Here is a 23,482-nt window from a genome sequence, read left to right on the forward strand (position 1 = left end):
TTAGAATGTCAAATTCACTCCTAACATATAAGTTCTTGGACGAGGGTACAGGTTGTTGTCCATACCACCGAATACCTCAGGATCCAAACCACTGTATGGGCTGAAAACAGCCAGATTGTTTACGGTACCGTAAACGCGGGCGTTCATATCAGAACCGAATACATTGAAGAAGTTGTAACCGACCATCACGTTGTCAATACGGAAGAATGAACCATTCTCCAGATAGTGATCTGACAACAATTGTGGGTTTTCAAAACCAGTCTCCAATACGGATGAGTGTACGTTGTTGGTGATCTGACCAGAAGTGTGCATGGCGTTATAGTTCCCTTTGTCCGAAGAAACGTTGTTGTAGATTTTATTCCCAAGGTAAGCACGGCCGGCCATAGAGAAATCCCAGTTCTTATAGGTTAGTTTAGTTGTGAAACCAAGCATCCATTTCGGAGCAGGGTTACCGGAGTAAACCAAATCGTTTTCATCAATCACGCCATCACCATTCTGATCCACATACATTCCTTCCACAGGTGTGCCATTGGCATCATATACCTGCTCGTAAAGGAAGAATGAAGATGCCGGATAACCTACGCGGTGACGCTGCGCATATAAATCCTGTCCACCAGCAATACCTCCGGTTCTAACCCCTTCATAGTTCGGGTCATCCGTCATGGTCAAGGAAGTGATTTCGTTGACATTATAAGTCGCATTGATACCGAAATCCCAGTGCAAATCAGAAGTCTGGATCAATTTGGTGTTAATATCAAATTCGAAACCTTTGTTCATCATTGCCCCAACGTTAGTGGTCAGCATATTGGTCAGGTTAGAACCTGCCGGTACCGGCACATAGTTCAACAAATCATCTGTTGTTCTGTAGTAAACCTCCAGGGAACCGGTTACGCGGTCATTGAATAAACCGTAGTCCATACCCACGTTCCAGGTCGTGGTTTCTTCCCACTTCAAATTCTCATCGTATCCGGAAGGACGCATGGTATCAAAAATCTCCCACTGACCGGTGGTCGGATTGTAGAAAGAATACTGATGACCAGGACGAGAAGTAGAATAAACCGGCATATAACCGAAGTTAGATCCGATATCCTGCTGACCGGTGATCCCGTAACCCGCACGGATCTTCATGCTAGAGATCGCCTCAACACTGGAAAGGAAACCTTCTTTGTCAATGTTCCACCCCAAAGCCAAGGAAGGGAAGATACCCCAACGGTTCTCTTGGTTGAATCTTGAAGAACCATCGGCACGAACGGTCGCAGTTACTAAATATTTACCTTTAGCCGAGAAGTTGGCTCTGGCAAAGAAAGACTGCAGGTTGTTGTGGTTACGGAAAGTTTGAACGGAATCCTGTTGCCAGTTACCGTTTCCGAACATATTCTCGGCATAATCCTCTGTTCTGAAATACTGGTAGGAATAACCTCCCATCACATCGAACTTACCATCAATTGCTGGCAGGTCATCTGCGTATTGTAAGTAGAAATCCAACAACTCATTTCTTTTGGTTTGCTCGTAATTACGGATAGTTCCGTCATTACGCGCCGCACCCTGATCGAAACCAGCCTGACCGGAAACCAATATATTTCCGTTGGATTTGGAGTAATCGTAACCCATGTTCAGGTTCGCCTTCAGTTTAGGAAGGAAATGGAATTTATAATCCAACTGTAAGTTACCCACCGAACGGAATACATCTGCCTGATCAGCACGCTGATCAATCAAGGCCATTGGGTTGCCCGGCGCAATAGAATACTGAGGCGTTCCATTGGCATCTAACCAGGTGTAATAACCACCAAAATTGGCATACTTATCATCTCCTGAGCGGATAGGTTGCGTAGGATCAAAAGAAGTGGCTGCCCCAATGGCTCCTTCGTTGGAGAAGTTATTGGAAACACCCATCACTTTTACCGAAGCATTTGTGCTCAGGTGATCATCAAAGAATTTAGGGTTCAAATTCAATGCAAGCGTGGTACGCTCCATGTCTGAATCCTCTAAAACCCCCTGGCTTTTATTGTATCCTACTGATACGCGGTAAGGCAAAAAGTCTTTTACAGAACCCGCTAAAGAAACATTGTGATCGGTAGACACTGCCGTACGGAATACCGCATCCTGCCAGTCTGTATTCGCATCTCCCAAAAGGTGTGCATTTTCCGGGAATACCTGCTGTGTTAATTCACGGTACTGATTGGCATTCAATACATCAGCCGTCTCCACCACCTGACCTACCGATACCGTTCCTGTATAATCCACTGACATCTTACCCTGAGCTCCTTTTTTGGTGGTAATGATGATTACCCCGTTGGAGGCACGAGAACCGTAAATAGCAGTAGCGGAAGCATCCTTCAATACGGTGAAAGTCTCAATATCATTTGGGTTAATGGTGTTCAATGGGTTACGCATACCGGCTACACCACCGTTATCCATTGGAACTCCATCAATAATGATCAAAGGATCATTGGAGGCATTCAGGGATGCTCCTCCACGAATACGGATGGTTGCACCAGAACCGGGAGCACCACCAGCAGTGGTAATTTGTACCCCTGGTACTTTACCGTTCAATAATTCCTGAGGAGAAGAAATGGCTCCCTGGTTAAAATCAGAGGCGGTAATGGCCGTCACAGATCCGGTAAGGTCTTCCTTCTTTGCCGAACCGTAACCGATTACCACGACTTCTTCCAGGTTTTTCACATCTGTGGATAAAACCACATCCAATTTCTCTTGGTTCCCTACCAAGATCTCTTGTGGCAAATATCCGACGAAGGATACCTGAACCACATCATCATTTTCGGCTTCCATTTGAAAGGTTCCATCAAAACTGGTGATGGTTCCGCGGGTAGTACCCTTGATCAACACACTGGCACCGGGAATAGGCTCACTATCATCTCCTGAGATTACCGTTCCGGTAATTACTCTTTGTGCAAAACCTGTTAATGTTAATAAAGTGAACAGGATTGCCATTGAAAGCGACCTACGGATTAAGTAGTAATTAGTCATTGCTTACATTGGTTAATAAAGTTTCCATCAAACATCACATTAGAATAATACAAATAGGGGCGTTTTGAAAATTTCAAAATTTGACCGTATTAAACCTTTGTAATTTTGCTCAATTTTAAAAAATAGGAAGTCAAACAATGCACAATAAGGGAGGACTGAGTTGATTAATTTTCCGCAATCGTTTACGCATCCGATTGCGAAAACCATCATAATCCATGGATTTTTCTACTAAAAACTCAAGTAAAACAGGATTTTGATTAGATTTGAATTAAGAATCGTGATATAGATTTGACTTCAAACAATCTGATTTAAAAAAATCAGGAGGAAACTAACTGTTATTGATGTTTAAATTCAAATAATCAAAGATGACGATTATCATAAATTAAACTAACATTAAATAATGCAAATTCAAGGATTCACACTAAATATCAATCACTTACCAACAAGTAAAGGCCTACAAACTTCCCCCTCTTTTTCCAACAAAAAAAACCGACCTCAAAGAGACCGGTTTTTTCAACAATTTCTAATTTTATTTTATGAACCAAGCAGATACACGCTATAAAAGAGTAAAACGTATTTAATCAGGTTATTCCAACTCTCTCCACTCGAGCATTATCATTTTCACAAAATACCCGTCTTATTTTTTCACAAATCGCAAAACCTTGCGATTTCCTTCTGTGATTATTTCCAGCAAATAGACGCCGGTGGGCAGCTGATCCGTCAATAAATTCAATTCTTGCTTATCTGAAAAATATTGTCGATCGAGGGCCACTCCCTGATGATTTAATATCACCAACTCTACCTGGCCCATTACATTTGGCAAAAACAAGGAGGCCTGGTCGGTCACTGGATTGGGCACTAATCTGACCTGGTCCAGCGAATCTACAGATAAGACATTTTCATAGGAAAGCACCACTCTACAAGTACCATCGGCGACAAAAAGCTCAATATTCCCCACCTCTCCTTCAGGCTGAAAATAGCCTTGATTATAATCCGGAATAACCTCCCCGTCCACAATCCACTCATAATCGGTTCCTACGGTTTGGGTAATATAAAAGCCGGATTCCTGCACCAATGGGCGCGCATTAATGGTATTCTCCGCTACCCAAACAATTTCCGAAAAACTGTCTCGCTCATTATTTTCATTGGAGATGCTTAAATTCACCTCATATTCTCCTGACTCCGGGAATACAAAATCAACATCCTCCCCCTGAATCACTTCTGAATAATCCTCCTTGGTGATGGTCCAGGTGGTTTCTGAAATCCTCCCTGAGCTCAGGGAAGTCAAAGAAGCCACCCCTTCTGCACAAGCAAAGTCCACGTCCATTTGCGCGAAAATGATGTCATCACAATCTTTTTCCACCCAGCCTGTCGCATTGGTAATAAGACTATGATCTCCGGAAGCAAATACCGCCGCCCCATCCACACTCAGGCCGTCTATATTCAGATAATCCATGCAAAATCTGCGGGCATTACTATACAGCACCGAAGCCGCTCCGCCACTGATATTCATCAAGGCTCCTTCCTGCCCCATGCCTTCCATATGTTCGGAAATACTCAATCGCTGGTCCGCCTGCACCTCCAGTGCCGCCCCAGTCCTTAGGAAGAGGCTGTCAATGGTGGCATCACTCAGAACGTTTAATGGAGAAGCGGTTACAATCGACTGAATTTTACCCTCACCTCCGGAGAGGTTAACAGGCACATTTGCGGCAATTGCGCCCAATAGGGCATCTCCCGTGGATAAACTAATGGTGCTACTGTTATCATTGGTCAGCGCCAGTCGTACCTGATTTAAGTCTGCATTTCCCCCACTGGAAAAATCTATTCGATTTGCCACAGTCCAATCCCCTTCTGAATACATCAATGTAGGCGCATTCGTATTGCTGACCTCTATATCTTGTAAACGCAGATTTTCGATATAATAGGTTCCTCCGTTGAGGTTCAGGCTTTGGGCATTCAGCTCACCACGGATATTCCATACGGCAGATTCCGCCCCGGTGAGGTTAATGCCTCCATTGACAATTTCATTTTGAACATTTACATTAATTAAATCTCCTCCTGAAGCCCGAAGGTCGATCACCCCTGAATTACTGATTTGACCAATCCCCTTTAATATTAATGCCCCATTCAAAGCCAGGGTTCTGTTGGATAAATTCAGATTTCCGGCAGAAATGGTCAAAGAATTAGCCACCGGTGCTCCAATCAGGGCTACCGTAGGGTTACCGGAATTGGTATCAATCAATACATCGGTTCCTTCATCCGGAATTCGATTAACCGCATCCCCACCGGACTGCTCGGCCCAATGCGTACCGTCTGTCCAATCTCCACTGCCACCTACCCAGTACAAAATATCTTTTTCTTCTTCTAATGGACCAGCAGAAGTAATCAAACTAAAAGACTGCCCTCCATCTCTTAAGGCACCTCGATGCGATACCTCTACCGTATAGGTTCCTGCGGCAGGAAGGGCGATTTCAACTTTTTCATTATTATCCACATCATTTTTGGCAGCATTGGTAGCGGCTCTGGAAGGAAATTCCGGATCTAAAGACCAGGCATAATAAGAGGTCCCGGCCTGATCTTTCACCACTACATCCAGATTGTTTACCAGTACCGGATCCCGCGGATTCAAAGATTTTGCCGGAGAGCTTCCTTCCGGATCTGTCCAGGAAAGGGTGACCATTAAAGGGTGCTGTCCGTCACTTACTACCTCATAGCGCTTGGTCTGACTCTGAATTAAGGAATCTTCCAATATTTGATAATTCGCCTGGTGTTCATTCTGAATTAAATAAGCCGCTCGATCGGCTGCAAATAAACCAAAACCAAAGGAATAATCGGGCCCTACTGAGGAACCTGCTTCTCTGGCAGCATGAATGGCCAAACCTTTTAAAGTAGCGGCCCGCATATATTCTCCCTGATGATAAAGCCCATACAATTCCTGCAGAATCAAAAGAGAACCAGCCACATTAGGAGCCGCCATGGAAGTCCCCTGAAGGGTTTTATAAACCTCATTATCCAACTCAAAAGAGGAATTATAGGCCGCCGCAGACAGCACGCCTACCCCATTCCCCACCAACTCCGGCTTAATGCGGCCATCATCTGTAGGCCCCCAGGAGCTAAAATCACTCATGTCCACATCTTGGGGCCCGGAATAATTCAACACTTCCCTTACCGCTCCGATGGTCAGGCTATTTTTGGCCGTCGTTTCCGGAGGTAAGCAATCATAGGGACCGTCCACTCTTTTTTCCACTTCAGGGCGAACGGTGGAATTGGAGGGAGCATCTCCCCGGTCATTACCTGCCGCCCAGACGATTAAATAGTGTGGCGCATTATAGGCCAGGCGATCAATATCCTGTGCCTTGGAATCATAAAAACCGAATAAGTAATCTTCCTTGGTCGTAACACTGGCATCCCCGAACCAACGGTCTCCGTCCCATCCACGGATGGTGCCGTAACTATGGTTAGAAATCAACAAACCTTCCTCCGCCTGTGTGGCCATTTTATTCAAGTCTCCTGCTGCTGACATGCTCACAAGCTGCGCCTTGGGGCCATTCCTTTAGCGTCGGCATTTACTCCGACGCCCACCATGGTTCCTCCGACATGCGTTGCATGGTCCTGAGATCCCGGTGTATTGGAGGAGGAACTATTCCCAAAACGTTCAATATGGCCCACCAATTCCACATGGTTAAAATTCGGATCGCCGATTTCCACCAGGCCGATACGCATGCCCTCCCCCTCTAAATCCAGGCGAAAATCACCACCATCCCCCAGCTTTACCGTCCCGGTGGTTATGGCGGCTTGCTTATTATAATTGGTGATATAAATTAGCTGTTCGCCCCGGTGTCCATCCAAAAATGCCGTCCGACCATCTTTCAATTTAAAAGACAGGGGCGCATTTTGCATTCGGCCAAAGCACGGGCTTTTTCCATATTGAGCTCATAGGCTACTTTTAAGTCACCTCCAACCTTCCGGAGGTTATCGGTACTTTGGGCCATCAGGAAAGAAGGCAGGCAAATAAAAAGAAGTCTTATTAATATTTTCATTACTGTTGTGTTAGGCAAAGTTTATAGGTTAAGCTTTCTCTTTTCCTTATTAATTTGGAAAGAAATCAGGACTATTCCATACACTAAGGTGTAAACTCGGTGTAGATATCATAGGGATCATCACTGAAGAGCCCCACTTGCACCATATGAATAAGGAAGCGGTCTTCACAAGGGTCATAGATGGCTTCCATTTCATCCACCAAAATTTCCACATCTTCAAACCCAACCATTTGCGCATCGATAATGGTCACATTTCCCTGTTCGTCAATTCGAAAATCCATGGTAACCGGAAATCCTCCGGAGAATTCCGGGTTTTCGGTGAGATAAGCCACATAGTCGCCCCATATATTATTAAAGCGATAAACCCCATTCGAGATTTCTTCCAGCCGCGCCGGGAAAACGTGATTTCCGTCCCCAACGGTTCCAAAGGTAGATTGCACCACTTCTCCTCTATACCGCTCTGAAAGCAGTACCGGGCAATCATTATCCCGAAAATTCACCAGCAGAGAAGAATAAACGGTTCCATTCTCATAGCCGATGACCAACTCTTCCGGCGCACTGACCTCTATGATGCGAATGGTCACCGAACGGCTCTCGAAATTTTCTTCCGTATCTTCCAGGGCCTGAATGATCAGTTCCCCTACTTGTTTTCCTTTGGGGATAATCACCTGCTTGGTGCTCAACACATAATCCACGCCTTCTCGGCATTCACCTCTTCCAGCTTAAAGCTGATTTTTGTATCTTCTTCTCGGGCAATGACATATTGACCTCCAGCAGTACGCCCTCCCCTTCGGTCAGGTCAAAAACGGCGGCATCTGTCAAATTAAAAGTGACATAATTAGCCCCTTCATAGTATTCGCTAGGGGTATCCGCACAGCCTGATAGCATTAAAGGAAAGCTCAGCGACAGGATTAATATTTGAAGTATATTTTTCATCTGTTCAGTTGCTATATAAGGTTTAATAACCGGAGTTTTGTCTCATATTATCATTGGCCAACATTTCATGTTGCGGGATGGGCATCACAAAGCGGTGATCTGAAGACACCAGCACTTTGGGGGTGTTGACCGTGGTCACGTCTACCCGAATGACCGGATCTCCCCACCGTCTTAAGTCGAACCATTGGTGCCCTTCAAAGCTCATTTCCAAAAGCCTTTGTTGCTTAATAGCATTTAAAATACTAAGACCATTTTCTCCCCCATTGGTAAATCCGCTAATGCGCTCTGACCTCAAACGGTCAATATCCTGCAGGGCATTGGATTGCTGATTATTGAAGTAATAAGCCTCGGCACGAATCAACAACATCTCCGAAGACCGAAAGACGATCAGATCTCCTGCGTTGACCGCCGAATTTCCACCAATATATTTCCCTACAATTTGCGTTTGCTCAATTTGATCGGCATCCTCTGCGACCTGTACTTCAAAGCGGACATCCAGCTCCGGATCTCCAAAGGAATTAGAAGCAAAGGCATTGATAAAATCCTGTGTCGGGAAGAAATTCACCAGTCCGCTATTATCCCGCCAGAGATTCCCTATTCGACCGGACTCCGCGGGATGTCAAATTTGAATAAAACTTCCGCATTATCAGGGGCATCAAAGTCAAACATATCGGCATAGTTACCCTGCGGAATAATGTCTTTCACGTTCAAAACCTCCGTGGCTTTCTGTATAGCCGTGGGATAGTCTTTTTCATATAATGCGATACGAGCTTCCAGGGCTTTGACGGCATTTTCATTGAAATAAATGTACTCCAATTCATTATCCTCCCGGCTCCCCTGCTGCTGAAAGGCGGCAGATTGCTGAAGGTCTTCTTTTAAGAAGGCGTAAATCTCCGCCACCGTATTCCTGGGGGGCTCCCCTACTTGTGGCGCCAGCATATAAGGCATGGCAGAAGCTCCTTCCTGCGTATAGGATTCTGAGAATATTCGAAATAATTCAAAATGCGCTAAAGCCCTTAATCCATAAGCTTCCCCTTTAATTTGATTGGCCAAAGCCACATCAGCATCTGTTGGTAAAGGCACCTGATCCGCAGCGATTAATAACAAGTTCAGCGCATTAATAACACTATAATAACCGGACCAGCCATAATCACTCATCAGGCTGGGCGTATCCGGAGTATATTGCCAGTTATAGGCCGAAGAGCCAATATTTCGCCCTTTGGAGGCCATCTTACATAAAGCCGTCTGGTAGGTGGAAGTCCGAAGGGTTGGACTTTTGGGAAATAGGGCATAAACCGCTGCCAGGCCCGACTCCAGATCAGCTACATTTTCATAGGCCACCCCACTGTCGATTAAATCCGTGGGGGCGATTTCCAGGTCATTGGTACAGCCCCAAACGAAAAGAACTGTCAACAACAAAAATATTTTTTGATATGATTGATTCATGTCATGGGGTTTTTAAAATCCAACGTCAATTCCCAGGGTATAAATTTTCGGTGTAGGGTACTGGAATTGGGCAATATTATTTCCAATCTCCGGATCAAAGCCCGTAAATTCCGTCCAGGTATAAAGGTTCTGCCCTTGCAGGTATATCTTCAGTCGATCCAGTCTGATTCTGGATATCAATTTTCGCGGAAAGTTATAACCTAAAGTCACGTTTCTTAACCTTAGGAAAGAGGCATCTTCAATATCCTGAGAGGTAAACTGTCTTTGATATCTGGGAGAAGGAATGTTGGTCACATCTCCTTCTTCCTGCCACATGGTCAACATCACCGTGGACTGATTATAAGGCACATTATGATTTTCTATGAAGAAAGATTGGTTATTGAAAAGGGTATGCCCGGCCTGAAAGTTAAAGAAGAAACTAAACTCAATACCTTTAAAGGTAAGGGTATTGGTCATACCGCCCACATGCGGAGGGTTGGAGGTTCCCCAATCAGAAGTGGCATTGGAAGAATTAAAAATCGGTGTCGGATTGCCGAATTGATCCAAATACAGGGGCTGTCCATTGGCCGGATTTACCCCTGCCCAACCCACCGAATAATGAGAACCTAAAGGATAACCTTCCCGCACCAGGGAAGTACCGAACTCAAATTCTGTCACCTGCCCCAAGTCCAGAATTTCATTATCATTATAAGCATAATTGAGATTAGTCGTCCATAAGAAATCACCAATGGAAACATTGGTGGTATTCAGCGTAATTTCCACTCCTCGGTTACGCATTTTACCGGCATTCCGCCTTACGGAGGTAAAACCGGCGGTGGCAGATAATTTTTGATCTAAGAATAAATCCGAAGTAATGTTATTGTAAGCTTCAAAAGAGCCACTGATGCGATCCTTGAAAATGGAATAGTCCAGGCCCACATTCAGCTGATTTGAAATCTCCCATTGCAAATCCGGATTCCCTACTGAAGCCGGATAAATCCCACTCACCCCGGCATAAGTACTCGTCGCTACAAAGGTCTGTACACTTTGAAAATCCCCTACCGAACTATCGGTATCATCCTGATTCCCTGACTTTCCATAAGAGGCCTTTAGCTTCAGGCTATTCACCCAGGAAGCACCAAAAAAATCTTCCTCCGAAATATTCCAGGAAGCCCCGACCGACCACAAGTTTGCCCATCGATTATTCTGACCGAATTTAGAGGAACCATCGCGGCGGGCACTTAATGCCAAATTATATTTACTTTTATAAGTATAGTTTCCGATAAAGAAGTAAGAATTCAGGGCATTCTCTGTATTCCCTCCTCCAACGGTTGGAATAAAGCCATTGGAGGCAGTTCCGGGCGTAATCGCTGCTGGTGTATTGGGTAATTTGGAATTCAGACCAAATCCGGAATAACCAAAGGAGGATTCCTGCTTACGGATTAATTCCATATACAAACCACCGGAAAAATCATGATCTCCAATGGTGCGGGTGTAAGTTACGCTATTCAGCCAGATGTATTTGAAATACTTATTATCTGAGGCCCCGTAGGAACCTTCCTGTCCGCGCTGGCTACTGCCGGGCTGGGAGTCCGGACTGATATAGCTGGTGGATTTGGAAGAGCGATAGTCCAGACCAATTTTTGATTTGAAAGAGAATCCCTCATAAAAGTCATAGGAAACATCAAAAGTCAGATTGGTTTTTAATTGTCCTTCCTGAAATGAGGTTTTTTCATCCCATTCCAGAGGATTGGCATCCAAAGGACCATAGGTATAATTCCCTTCTGCGTCCAATGGAGGTTGATAAGGCATATTCAAAGTGGAAGCGAAAGGGTTGGCGATGCTTAAAGACTCCGAGGGCAGGAAATCAGATTGAGAATAACCTACAGAAGAGACCAGGTTAAAACGTAAGCGTTTGGAGGCTTCGTGGGCAATATTGACCCTACCGGTTATTCGCTCTAAAGCAGAGCCAATACCCACGCCTTGTTGTTCCAAATATCCGCCGGAAATGAAAAAACGGGTTTGTTCTTTTCCTCCCTGAGCACTTAACTGGTGCTGCTGTGTAAAGCCGGTGCGCGTAACGACATCTAACCAATTGGTATTGTACTGACGAAGACTGTCCAGAGAATTATCGGAACCTGACGGTCGTTCCGGATTATTGGGAGAAAAATCCCAACCCGGACCATTCTGCACCATTTCTTCATACTGCAAACGCTCCTCGGTATTCATCATATCATATTTCCAATCCCCAATTTCGGAAACACCAAACTGACCGGAGTAGTTAAACTTTGTCTTTCCAACTTTTCCTTTTTTTGAGGTAATCACAATCACCCCATTCGCCCCACGAGAACCATAAAGGGAGGTAGCGGAAGCATCTTTCAGCACACTGACACTTTCAAAATCATTGGCATTTAAGGCTGCAAACTCCGCTGCTTCTATCGGCACTCCATCCATCACAAATAAAGGGGTATTGCCTCCCAAAATGGAGCCGTTCCCCCGAATACGTACCGTGGCTGCGGCACCGGGTTGCCCTGAACCGGCATTGACATACAAGCCGGCGGCTTTTCCCTGTAACACCTGATCAAATGAGGGCATCGGCACCGATTCAATTTCGGAGGCATCAATGGAGGATATCGATCCGGATAATCGTTTTTTATTAATATCGGTATAACCGGTCACGACCACCTCTTCTAATTCTTTGAGGTCTGCTTCCATGTCTACATCCAAAACCGATCGTCCCTGAACAGATAGTTCCTGGGATTCCAGGCCGATAAAGGTGAAAAGTAACACCACATTTTCATTGGGAACACTCAGAGAATAGTAGCCGTCCACATTGGTGACCGTACCAATAGAAGTGTCTTTCACCATCACATTCACCCCGGGTAAAGGCTCACCATTTTCAATGGATTTGATGGTACCGCTGACGGTATGTTGAGATTGGGCTTCCGCTGCGAGGCAAAAAAGCAACAGTAGCAAAAAGGGTATAATCCGCTTCATGCAAGGATAGGTTAGATGTTTTGGGGCCAAGGTTGATGCCCGGGTTTTAGGAGTCCTCCAAGGTAACCGAAACATTTTCAATCGCTTGGATAAAATTAATAACGAATTAGAATGAGCAATGAACAACGCAGGTAAGGTTTTACTACAATAAACCCTAGCTTACTCCAATACCATTCCCCCAATTTGAGCCAGCGCTAGGGAAAATCTACACATGGTCTGTTTAATACCCATTTTACTAATTAAAAAGGTAATCCAGCCCAACGAACATCTACCAAAGGAGCAGGTAAGTTTTCCTAAAATAATGGCAGAAACATCTAATTTTCATCAAAAAAAGAATACAAAAAAAGTAAACCTTCAGCCAACCACACTTGCAAAAAAATCAAAGCCATTGAGGGTTGGCGGCCAAATTTTCATTTAGCGGGAGGAGCTCCCTGATTTTGGAAATAGAATGGTTATTAATTCTTCGAAGCACATCCTCCAGCCATTTGGATGGATTTATTCCATTAGCTTTACAGGTGCCGAAGAAGGAATAATACATCGCAATATTTTGGGCAGCAGCATGTGAGCCCGCAAAAAGAAAGTTCTTTTTTCCGAGGGCTAAAGGTCTGATCAGGTTTTCAATCAGGTTATTGTCCGGATGTAATTGGGGATCTTGTGTAAAGGTGATTAATCGATCCCAGAGGTTAAGCATATAGTTAATCGCTTTTCCGATGAGCGATCTTGGAAGCGCATCTTTCTGTTCTTTAAGTGCCCAACTTTTGAGTTCCTCCAAAATCTTTATGCTATCAGATTTTCTCATTTTCAGGATTTGTTCCGGGGAAAACTGCTCCTCTTTAGCTTTGGTCTCCAGGGCATAAAGCCTCCCTATTAAATCCAGTGCAATTTGCGCTTTCTTCCTGTGGTTTTTGAGTGCGGCGTCAAACTTTCTCCGGACATGTGCCCAGCAAGCCAGCAAGTTGATATTCGGAATTTGACCAAACTGATCATAGGCGGCGTAACCATCGGTTTGCAGGAAATCAGGCAGCTTTTTTAATAAATCTTTTGGGATTTGCTTCCCTCTCCCTTTGGCATAATCAAAAATGACCAAACCGCTTTCGGGGACATGCCTGACCCACATATATCCCCGGTGAGAGGAACCAGGTTTTTCGCCATCAAGTACCTGAATGGGTGATTCATCCATTTGTAAGTATCCCGCCTCTAGGGCCATTTTCACGGCCTCTTCAAAAAGTGGTAGCATTAAACGGCTCACATTGTTGAACCAGTTAATCACGGTACTCGGTGCAAGGGATTCACCGGTTTCACGAGCTAAAATTTTAATCTGTCTGTCCCAAGGAAGGTGGTCGTCAAATTTGCCAATAAGCAAATAAGCAATTAATGACGCATCTGCACCACTCTTAGGCAAAACAATATCCGGAGGAAAATCAGCGATAACGATATCGCCGTTTGGCAGCTTGTATTTATAACGGATGATCTGTCTGACCACCATCCGTTCGGGATAAATCTTCCTATATTCGGAAACCTCTGTGCCTAAAAAATGAGCTCCCGGGATCTCCAGCTTACAATGTTCAACCTCACGCTCCAAATGGTCGCTAATCGGCTTTCTTACCGGTGGGATAGAACCTTCTTTTGGAGCTTTTCTGGCAGGCTTTTCGATATCAGAATCTTTGGGCGATTTTTTTCGTTTTTCGGACTTACCTGTCTTTAGTAATTTCAGGACGGCATCCAATTGTTGTTGCAGAGAATTAACCTGTTCTTTCAATGAAAGAATTTCATCATCCTTCTCTTTAATAACTGATTCAAAATGCTGCTCTGACATACCTAAAGATACGAAAAAACCGCCTTAAAACATAAATTAAGGCGGTTTTTGATGTCTATCAGGCATATCTTTTTCTCTGAATTCTTTGCTCCAAACTTATCCCACAGAGCATCATTTCCAAGGTGTGTTTCGGGATTGGAATGGATTTATCTCCAGCTTTATGACTCGGAATTTCAAACGTCCCTTTTTCCAACCTTTTATAGTAAATGGCAAACCCTCCAGCTTCCCATTGCAATAACTTGATTTTATTTCTCGCCTTATTAATGAAAATAAATATCTCTCCATTGGTGGGGTCTCTTTCCAGTTCATTTTCCACCAGGCCACTCAGGCCATCAAAACCTTTTCTCATATCTACAGCCTCCGCATAGAAATTGAGTTTATCGTTAGGACCTACGCTAAGCATGTGGAAAGAATTAATTCAATAACATGTGACGGTGCGGAGACCGGAATTTCTATAGCATTACCAGTCTTCAGCCTGAATACTATCACTGCTGAAGCATGGGCTGCTTCTTCTAAAATCATATCGGTTTTGATCTCTACAAAACGCGGTTCTGGTGTTTTTTCAACATCCTGCTCTTTCCTCCAGGCAGCTAACCACCCTCTGAAGGACCCTGAAGGGATCCCATTTTTCCTACAGTAATCTGCCTGACTCAATCCACTCATCTCCCACTTTTTGATATGAGCCTCTTTAACGGCCTTTGTTTTCCTCATTTTTTTTAGAGCAAAGGTATGTGATGGGGAGGTTGGAGGAAACAGTGGTTAGCTGAAGGCTTACCAAAAAAACCCCGGAAGGAATCTCCCGGGGCTCAACATTATCCATTCTTAATTTATATCTTAATTAACATCCCACCACATTCTTTGTAGTAGTCCGTCCTCTTTGTTCAAATCAGGAACATTAACTGCATTGTACAAATACTCTGACTCTGCATAAGGAAAACGACGTGGAATTTTCCCTGATGGAAGCTCTGAGTTATCCGGAGGAGTCAACATTGGGTAACCTGTTCTTCTGTAATCCACCCATGATTCAGGGTGCGTGAAAAGGGCCACATATTTTGCCTCCATTACTTGTTGTAACTCAGTACCGGAATTCAAAGTACCGTGTGCCATCAAATAAGCATCAGCATCTGCTTCATCTACACCTACTTTAGCCATATGAGAACCGATTGCTTCTTGGAAGGCCATTTCTGCCTCTGTGACCATATTCAAAGAAAGGTAAGCTTCCGCCTCAATGAATTTCAACTCTTCATAAGTCATAAAAGCGATAGGAGAAGTTGGTGAGCTATAGAATCCTTCCTCTGGTACGTCCACTGTTCCGGTTACAACACCATCCTCTTTCACTTCTTCGAAAGGGCGATAGATCGTCAAGCGAGGGTCCATATCTGCTTCCATCATGTCGAACATTTTACCTTCGAAACGGATATAATCCGCACGATTCACCAAGAATCTATTCCACAAGTTAGACTGCTCTTGAGCGGTCTCAAAAGTAATCTCAGCAGACTCAGAAGAGGCTGCAAAAGAGTTCCCTAAAAGATCCAATACCTCTTGAGCATCATAACCCGCCACTTTAGACAAGTGAAGTGTATAACGCGCTTTTAATCCCCACGCTAGCTTGGTCCATAAGTCCAAGTTACCGTCGTAGATGAAGTCATCAACACTCGGAGAAGAAACACTGGCCTCTGCAGACAAATCCTCAATAGCATCAGTAAGCAACATCTGAATCGTCTGGTAAATCTCCTCCTGACTATCGTACTTCGGTTTCAAATTAGCATCACCTTGGAAAGCTTCCGTATAAGGGATGTCTCCAAAAGCATCAGTCAATACACCCAAATTCACCGCCAATAACACTTTTGCTACCCCTGCATAGTGTGGAGAACCCTGTGCGTCTGCCACCGCAATAATGTTCTTCAAACCTTTCATCGCACCCGAGTAGGCACTACCCGACCAAACTTGGTCGAAGTCTCCGCGCTGGATATTATAACGGTTTACAGCAAGCATCTGGCGGTCAGCACCGGTTACCTGCTGCATCACTACTGCAGTGTAACGAGCGATGTCATCCGACTGCGTATAAACCGTAAATAGTTCAGAGGAAGACAACATCAAATCCATTGTAACGTCCAGCGGTCTTGTAGGGTCATCCTCAAAGCCATCGACGAAACTATCACATGATGCTAGAAAAAGCACCGCTACAAGAGCCGAAGCCCATTGAAATAATCTATTATTTTTCATTTCAGTCAGTTTTTAGGGATTAGAAAGTTAATCTAATAGTTCCAGATACCCCCTTAGTGGAAGGCATGTTGAAATAGTCTGCACCCTGAGCGTTAATCGATCCACCCAAGTTGGTTTCAGGATCTACACCTGTATAGTCGGTCTTCAACCAAAGGTTTCTTCCCGTTACAGAAACATTCACTCCGGATACACCTGGGATTCTGCTCACCAAGTTGCTTGGCAAAGTGTAGTTCAAGGAAAGCTCACGTAAACGAATCCAACCACCATCTTCAATATATGGACTAGAAGGACCTGTAAATCCAGAGCCCGGTCCTAATACGTACCAAGACTCATCTTTTGCAATTGACGTTTGGTTAGGAGAACCAGCCTCTACAGACTGACCATCTGGCGTCTGGCCACTTTCCGCATAAACTCCTTCGAATAAGAATTCTTCGCCACGACCGTCTACAGACTCCTGTGACATACCGAAGTAATTCAGTGCACCACGCGTACCATTCCAGATATCTCCACCCACTCTTACATCAATCAAAGCGGACAGCGAAAGTCCTTTATAGGATAAGGTATTACGGAATCCCATCAACCAGTCTGGGTTTGGATCACCAATTACCGCTTCGCCAGCAGCTACTTTAGGCACACCGTCAAGACCTACCAATACACGACCTTGCTCATCTGTCTCCCAAGTCGAACCATACAAAGTACCGTAAGCCATGCCTTTCACCAAACGCTGGTTAGCACCGGAGAAACCGTAAGGTAAACTTACTACATCTACCCCTTCAGCCAATTCCAATACTTCGTTCTTGTTTTTAGACCAGTTCACATTCATATCCCACTGGAACCCTGAAGGAAGTTTCACTGGTGTTGCATGAAGGGCAATCTCAACCCCTCTGTTTTCCATTACCCCTGCATTCAAATACTGTGACTCATAACCGGTAGAACCTGCTACTGGCACCGAAATGATCAAGTCTTCAGAACGCTGAACATAGTAAGCCACATCAAAACCAACGCGATCTTCGAAGAAGTTCATTTCTAAACCGATTTCTTGAGAAATTAGCTTCTCTGGACGCAATTTAGAGTTTCCTAACAAGTTAGACTCTGTAAATGCTACTTGCCCTTGGAATGGGAAGTTGAAGTAATCAATGTATGGAGAATATGGAGAGGAAGGCGTAAAATACGTTTTCGTTACGTAAACAGGTGGCTGGTTACCTACCTGAGACCAGTTCGCTCTAACCTTACCGAAAGAGATCACATCATTTGAATTCAACAAGTCAGAGAACACGAAACTTGTAGAGAAGGAAGGATAGATAAATGCGTTATCTGTTGCCTTACCGAAAGTTGAAGCAGCATCACGACGAACAGTAGCACCTACAAAGAAGATGTTTTTATAATCGAAAGAAGCATCAAAGAATGAACCCGAAGTTCTGATCACATACTTATCTTCTGTGGAAGTCACCGTTTTTGCATTGGAGATGTTATAGAAATCTTTAATCGCTAAGTTATCTCCTTGTACACGGTTAGACTCATTCTGACGGTGGTTCAAAGAATGACCAAGCATCAAGTTCATTCCAATATCACCAAAAGTCTTATTGTAATTGATCATGAAATCAGAAGTAATCTCTGTATTGAATACATCGTAGTTGATGATACTACCAGCTGAATTCGCATTGGAACCAACCGCAAACTGCTGCTTACGCTTATCAGAATAATGATCCATTCCGATACGGTAAGTTACTTTCAGATCCTCCAAAGGTGTTACTTCTACTTGAGAGTATCCCATGATACGGTTTACATCATCTGTCAATGGGTTTTGATTGATGGTCCAATAAGGGTTATCATAACCTGTTACCCCACGGTAAGAACGCTGTGACCCATCTGGATTCAAATAAGCGATAGGATCCTTAGGATCAGAAGCACCATTGGAGTTATCAAAAGAAGGTGTTGTTCTCAACAAACCAAGCATCAAACCGGATACATTGGATCCTTGTTGGATTCTGCGTCCACCTGAATTAGTGTAGTTGGCAGAAGTGGTCAATTTCACATATTTACCAAGCTGGCCTACCCCTGTGATTCTAGCAGTAGTTCTTTTAAAATCATTCAATGGTACAACCCCTGACTGATCCAAGTGGGAAACAGATGCGAATACAGATGCTACATCATTACCACCAGAAATATTGAAGGAAGTCTCATTCTTAATACCTGTCTGGAAGAAAGATCCTACATTGTCATAAGCGTTCAAGTTTGCATCCTCAGAAATTTTAGGACCAAAAGACAAAGCATAACCTTCAATGAAGTCACCGCCCCAACCCTGACCATAAGCCATATTGGTTTCTGGTAACTTGTTTACGGTAGAGGCTTCAAAAGTGTAGGACAAACTCGCTTTTAGCTTTTGACCCATCGCACCTTTTTTGGTGGTGATCATTACCACACCATTTGCTGCACGAGAACCGTAAAGAGCAGCAGCTGATCCACCTTTTAGGACGGTCATATCAGCAATATCATCTGGGTTAAGGTCAATCAGACGGTTTGATTCCGCAGCACCATCACGAGGGTCTTCAGTAAAGTTCATCGAGTTGTTTACCGGTACACCATCAATCACGAACAATGGTTGGTTATTACCAGTCAAGGAGGCGTTACCACGGATTTTGATGTAGGAACCACCACCGGCAGCACCTGAGGATTGCGTAATCTGAACACCGGCTACTTTACCGGAAAGTGCAGATACCACGTTAGTTTCCTGTGCGGATAAAAGTTCTTTTGCATCGACTGTCTGTACCGCGTAAGCCAATGCTTTTTTACTCTTCTCAACACCAAATGCTGTAACGACTACCTCTGTCAACTGCTTGATATCAGCAGTCATGGTCATATCAATTTTGGACTGGGAACCAACTTTTACTTCCTCACTGGCCAAACCAATGAAAGAAAAAACTAAGGTAGTGTTGGATTCTTCCACATTGATCGAATACTTACCTTCAATATCGGTAACAGTACCGGTCGCCTGACCTTTGATCAATACGTTCACACCAGGGATGGGATCCCCGTTCTCTTCAGCAGTTACCGTTCCGGTAACCACTCGGCCTTGCGCGAATGCTGCGGACATAGTAAGCAGCATGGCGAAAGCCATCAGTAAAGCTTTTTTCATAATAAGTGGTTAAGATTAGGATGACAAAAGAAGAGGTGTTCAAACAAAAAAATGAGCCTCTCTTCATTTTTATCTAACTCAAATTTAATACAATATTTTATTCCTTCGCAAAGATGCTTAGCGAAATTTTATTGGGAAATCAGCTCAGGAGGGCGCACAAATTGACCTATTGACAGAGTCTAACAAGAATAGCAGCGTTTCGCAGGAAGTAAATTAAGGCTACTTTATTTAAATTTTAACGCTTTATTAATTTGATTAATTCAAACAAAAAAAATTTTAATCTCCTGATAAATAGTCGATTATGATTTAAAAAATTGTACTAACTAATCCTCTAAAATCCCTAATAACAATAATAACAAAACATGACATTTATCATGCTTATCAACCCCCTAAAATTGCATTATTCTAATCTGATAAATTCTAAAAAAAAATAAAAAAGGGCGCTAATTACAAAATAGAAGAGATTTGATTTTCAACAATCCATTTCGAAAAACGAAAAATCATCAAAAAAACAAGCTGCTTTTTGCCAAATTAACAATCCTAGTTTTGACTACTTTTCCCAAGGATGACTAACAAGACCAGATTTTACCTCCGAAAAAAATCGGATTTCACTTTCGGCTTAAAATATTATTCGCTCAAACCACTAAAACATGAGATTTTCAAAAAGCAACTCCCCCCAAACCTCCTCCTCTATCCTCCCTATATCCATTTTAGTGAACATGGATCCTACAAAATAGTACCACACCTATATTTCATACCACCTGATTACCGACCAGGAAAACCATCTTTCATCAAAGAACCGTAAACTGCCTAGTCCATTTGAAAAATTAACCCGGATTAGTTCATGCTTAAATCCTCGTTTAGCTGTGAGGCGGAAAAAATGAAGGAATAGTTTCCTATTTCTAGTTTTTTCCAACGAAACAGATGAATGAGGAGAAAGCAAGCTTGCCCAAATTTGGGCTATTATCAACCAAAGAAAACAAATTACAATGAACTGAAAATAAACCCCTTGCACTTAATTAATAAGTATAGCGGTGAATAATTCGGGTTAATGTCCCCCTCATCTGAGATGCTTTTAAAAACCATATTATGTGATTTCAAATTTGAAATATCAGAAGTGAATTCGGATAATTTCCAACAACAGCGATACTATTCGCTTAAAATAAGCGGGAGTCTCTTCAATTCTAATTCTTCTTCCAATTTTTGGCAATTACCAATGCTCCCGCCGAAGAGATGCTTTATCCCCAATGGCTCAAGGTCAGAATTATCAACAATACACAGGCTACTCCTTTAAGCCGGATGACCCACCGCTAAATGCGCTACCCTAACCAAGTCTCCCCCGCCTTCAATTATTTACAGTTAAGCCAGCTTATTTCTGCATAAATCCCGGTTTAGCTGCAAGGCGGGAAAAATGAAGGAATTGTTCCCTATTTCAAGTTTTTTTCCAACGAAGCAGCTGAATGAGGGGAACGCAAGCTTGCCCTAATTTGGGCTATCAAAAATTTAAGAAAAGCACATTTAAAATCCTGAAGTAATCGCTTTGAACTGACTTAGTGAATATCAGCGGTGAATAAATCGGGTTAAAGAATGTATCGTCCGTCATTCACCTGCTAAGAAATATCAACCAAAAAAAACCGCCCCAAATAAAATGAGGCGGTTTCTAATTATACTATCACTTAAAACTATTCCGCAAATTCGGAAAGCTCTAACCAACGAAGCTCTTTTTCATCGAGTTGGTCTCCGATTTCCTCAATTTCCTTTGCCCAAGTAGCCAAATCCTCATGAGAGCCTGTTCCTGCATTCATTTTCTCGACCAGTTCCGCTTTTTGAATTTCCAGCTGCTCAATATCTTCTCCGAGCTGCTCAAACTCTTTTTGTTCTTTAAAGCTCAGCTTCTTTTTGGGCTGTTCTTTCTTTTGCTCAGCCTTCCAATCCGCCTTAGGTTTTTCTACCGCTTTGGCCGCCTCCACTCTTGCTCTTTCTTTTTCCGCCTCCTCAGTTCTGAAATCAGAATAATTACCGGCAAAGTCACGGATCAACCCCTGCCCTTCAAAAACAAAAGTATGATCTACCAGGCGATCCATAAAATAACGGTCGTGAGATACCAGCATCAGACAACCTCCGAATTTCGCCAGGAAGTCTTCCAAAACATTCAGGGTGATCAGATCCAGGTCGTTGGTCGGCTCATCGAGAATCAGGAAGTTCGGATTCTTTATCAACACCCGCAGCAACTGCAGCCTTTTGCGCTCTCCCCCGAGAGTTTCCCGACCACATTATACTGCATTTTCGGCGGAAAAAGGAACAGGTTCAAAAATGCCGAGGCACTCAACGTTGATCCATCAGCCAATTCCACCACCTCTGCGACATCCTTGACCACATCAATCACCCGGGCTTCCGGATTAAAACTTGCATCCTCCTGGCGATAGTAACCGATATGAGTATTGATTCCCCGGTCAATTTCTCCGCTATCCGCTTCCAGTTGGCCGGTAATGATATTCAAGAAAGTGGATTTACCCACCCCGTTTTTACCAATAATCCCAATACGGTCTTTCTTTTTAAAGATATAGGAGAAATCCTTCACGAATGGCTGGCCGTCGTAAGACTTGTTCACCTTGTCCAGCTCCAGAATTTTCCCGCCCAGGCGTCTTTCCTGAACACTGAGCTCCATTTCATCTTTTTTCAAATTCTTATGCGCCGCCTTTTTCACATCCTGAAAGGCATCCACACGGTATTTGGCCTTTGTCCCACGCGCTTTTGGCTGACGACGAATCCAGTCCAGCTCCTTCTTATATAAATTCTTAGCTTTATCAACCTCAGCAGCTTCAATCTGCTCCCGCTCCGCCTTTTTCTCCAGGAAATAGGAATAGTTGCCCTGATACTGGAAAATCTGACCACCATCCAACTCTATAATATGGTTCGTCACTTTTTCAAGAAAATAACGGTCGTGCGTCACCAGGAGCAAAGCCATATTGGCCGTAGATAAGTATTGCTCCAGCCACTCAATGGTCTCCAGATCCAGGTGGTTGGTCGGCTCATCCAGAATCAAAAAGTCTGGTTTTTCAATTAATGCTCTCGCCAGAGAGATCCGCTTGCGCTGCCCGCCGGAAAGTTCACCTACTTTCTGCTCCAAATCATGCAGCCCCAGCTGCCCTAAAATTGTCTTGACCTGTGCCTCATAATCCCAGGCATTGGCCGCATCTATCTCCCCAATCAACTCCTGCAGACGCTCCGCAGACTTTTCATCCGTTGCAGAGCGCTCCAAATGGTATTCATAATCCCGAATTAGTGACAGTGTAGAATTCTCCGCATCGAAAACGGCCTCCCGAATGCTATCCCCTTCCTTAAAAACAGGTGACTGGGCCACAAAGGCGACTTTCACCCCTTCCCGAAAGGCCACAACGCCCTTATCTGCCTCTTCTCTTCCGGCAATGATTTTCATCAGGGTGGACTTCCCGCAACCGTTCACCCCCACCAGGGCAATTTTCTGCCCCTGATTGATTCCAAAACTCACCCCGTTTAACAGCAACCGCTCGTCAAAGCTCTTGTGCAACTCTTCTATCGATAGGTAATTCAATGCTGATCTATTTTTATGCGGCAAAGCCGCTGTGACTCATTATATATCAGGGCGAAGATAGTGATTTTCTAGAGAGCATGTTAAAAGTTCAGATAGACAAATAAAAAATTGATCCCAAAACTTGGGCTTAATAGTCAGGCATCATTTCCACCATTATAATTGCTCCAAAAGAGATCCTTCCTTACCTCACTCATTATTGAAAAAAAACAGCCATCAACAATAAGCACCCCAACCATTACAGCCGTAATCACTGATATTTTAAAAAAAACAGTATTATTGAAATATAAATATTTTTTGAAATTACACCTATATTTTTTTCAACAAAACACAACATCTAACTGTAG

Annotated in this window: 14 protein-coding genes and 1 pseudogene; all 15 read right to left on the bottom strand. The window is 43.7% G+C overall.

The annotated features are described in order from the left end of the window. The 15 genes and pseudogenes from NG22_RS11860 to NG22_RS11925 all read right to left on the bottom strand — a co-directional run bounded on the left by NG22_RS11860 (position 1) and on the right by NG22_RS11925 (position 23,138). Positions 1 to 2,952: a TonB-dependent receptor gene (locus tag NG22_RS11860; RefSeq protein WP_053405920.1), complete on the bottom strand. Its 2,952-nt coding sequence runs from the start codon at positions 2,950 to 2,952 to the stop codon at positions 1 to 3. Between the two features lie 673 nt (positions 2,953 to 3,625). Further along, positions 3,626 to 6,511 (bottom strand): S8 family peptidase, encoded by a 2,886-nt coding sequence (locus NG22_RS11865; RefSeq protein ID WP_053405921.1) that lies wholly within the window; start codon positions 6,509 to 6,511, stop codon positions 3,626 to 3,628. A gap of 2 nt (positions 6,512 to 6,513) precedes the next feature. After that, the gene (locus NG22_RS11870; RefSeq protein ID WP_172674373.1) at positions 6,514 to 6,888 is read right to left on the bottom strand and encodes a hypothetical protein; all 375 of its coding nucleotides are present in this window, start codon (positions 6,886 to 6,888) and stop codon (positions 6,514 to 6,516) included. Beyond that, positions 6,858 to 7,028, bottom strand: a complete 171-nt coding sequence (locus NG22_RS17840; RefSeq protein ID WP_157601052.1) for a hypothetical protein — start codon at positions 7,026 to 7,028, stop codon at positions 6,858 to 6,860. The genes NG22_RS11870 and NG22_RS17840 overlap by 31 nt, the downstream gene beginning before the upstream one ends. A gap of 83 nt (positions 7,029 to 7,111) precedes the next feature. Further along, positions 7,112 to 7,714 (bottom strand): hypothetical protein, encoded by a 603-nt coding sequence (locus NG22_RS11875; protein WP_157601054.1) that lies wholly within the window; start codon positions 7,712 to 7,714, stop codon positions 7,112 to 7,114. Between the two features lie 22 nt (positions 7,715 to 7,736). After that, complete coding sequence (locus NG22_RS11880) at positions 7,737 to 7,964, bottom strand: hypothetical protein (RefSeq protein ID WP_053405924.1); 228 nt, start codon at positions 7,962 to 7,964, stop codon at positions 7,737 to 7,739. A gap of 22 nt (positions 7,965 to 7,986) precedes the next feature. Then, positions 7,987 to 8,529, bottom strand: a complete 543-nt coding sequence (locus tag NG22_RS11885) for a RagB/SusD family nutrient uptake outer membrane protein (RefSeq protein WP_053405925.1) — start codon at positions 8,527 to 8,529, stop codon at positions 7,987 to 7,989. Between the two features lie 29 nt (positions 8,530 to 8,558). Beyond that, positions 8,559 to 9,410, bottom strand: coding sequence for a RagB/SusD family nutrient uptake outer membrane protein (locus NG22_RS11890; protein WP_053405926.1), 852 nt, complete (start codon positions 9,408 to 9,410; stop codon positions 8,559 to 8,561). A 12-nt stretch (positions 9,411 to 9,422) separates the two neighbouring features. Beyond that, entirely contained in the window at positions 9,423 to 12,386 is a 2,964-nt protein-coding gene (locus tag NG22_RS11895) for a TonB-dependent receptor (RefSeq protein WP_072159067.1), read from the bottom strand. 379 nt (positions 12,387 to 12,765) lie between these two features. Then, entirely contained in the window at positions 12,766 to 14,202 is a 1,437-nt protein-coding gene (locus NG22_RS11900) for an IS66 family transposase (protein ID WP_053405928.1), read from the bottom strand. Between the two features lie 58 nt (positions 14,203 to 14,260). Continuing rightward, entirely contained in the window at positions 14,261 to 14,605 is a 345-nt protein-coding gene (gene tnpB / locus NG22_RS11905; RefSeq protein ID WP_053405140.1) for an IS66 family insertion sequence element accessory protein TnpB, read from the bottom strand. Then, complete coding sequence (locus tag NG22_RS11910) at positions 14,593 to 14,913, bottom strand: hypothetical protein (protein ID WP_053405141.1); 321 nt, start codon at positions 14,911 to 14,913, stop codon at positions 14,593 to 14,595. The genes tnpB and NG22_RS11910 overlap by 13 nt, the downstream gene beginning before the upstream one ends. Positions 14,914 to 15,036: 123 nt before the next feature. Continuing rightward, positions 15,037 to 16,428, bottom strand: coding sequence for a SusD/RagB family nutrient-binding outer membrane lipoprotein (locus tag NG22_RS11915; protein ID WP_053405929.1), 1,392 nt, complete (start codon positions 16,426 to 16,428; stop codon positions 15,037 to 15,039). A 19-nt stretch (positions 16,429 to 16,447) separates the two neighbouring features. Continuing rightward, positions 16,448 to 19,564, bottom strand: a complete 3,117-nt coding sequence (locus tag NG22_RS11920; protein WP_053405930.1) for a SusC/RagA family TonB-linked outer membrane protein — start codon at positions 19,562 to 19,564, stop codon at positions 16,448 to 16,450. Between the two features lie 1,682 nt (positions 19,565 to 21,246). Beyond that, positions 21,247 to 23,138, bottom strand: a pseudogene (locus tag NG22_RS11925) (ABC-F family ATP-binding cassette domain-containing protein). Positions 23,139 to 23,482 lie beyond the last annotated feature (344 nt).

The organism is Persicobacter sp. CCB-QB2 (assembly GCF_001274635.1).
Lineage (GTDB): Bacteria > Bacteroidota > Bacteroidia > Cytophagales > Cyclobacteriaceae > Persicobacter > Persicobacter diffluens.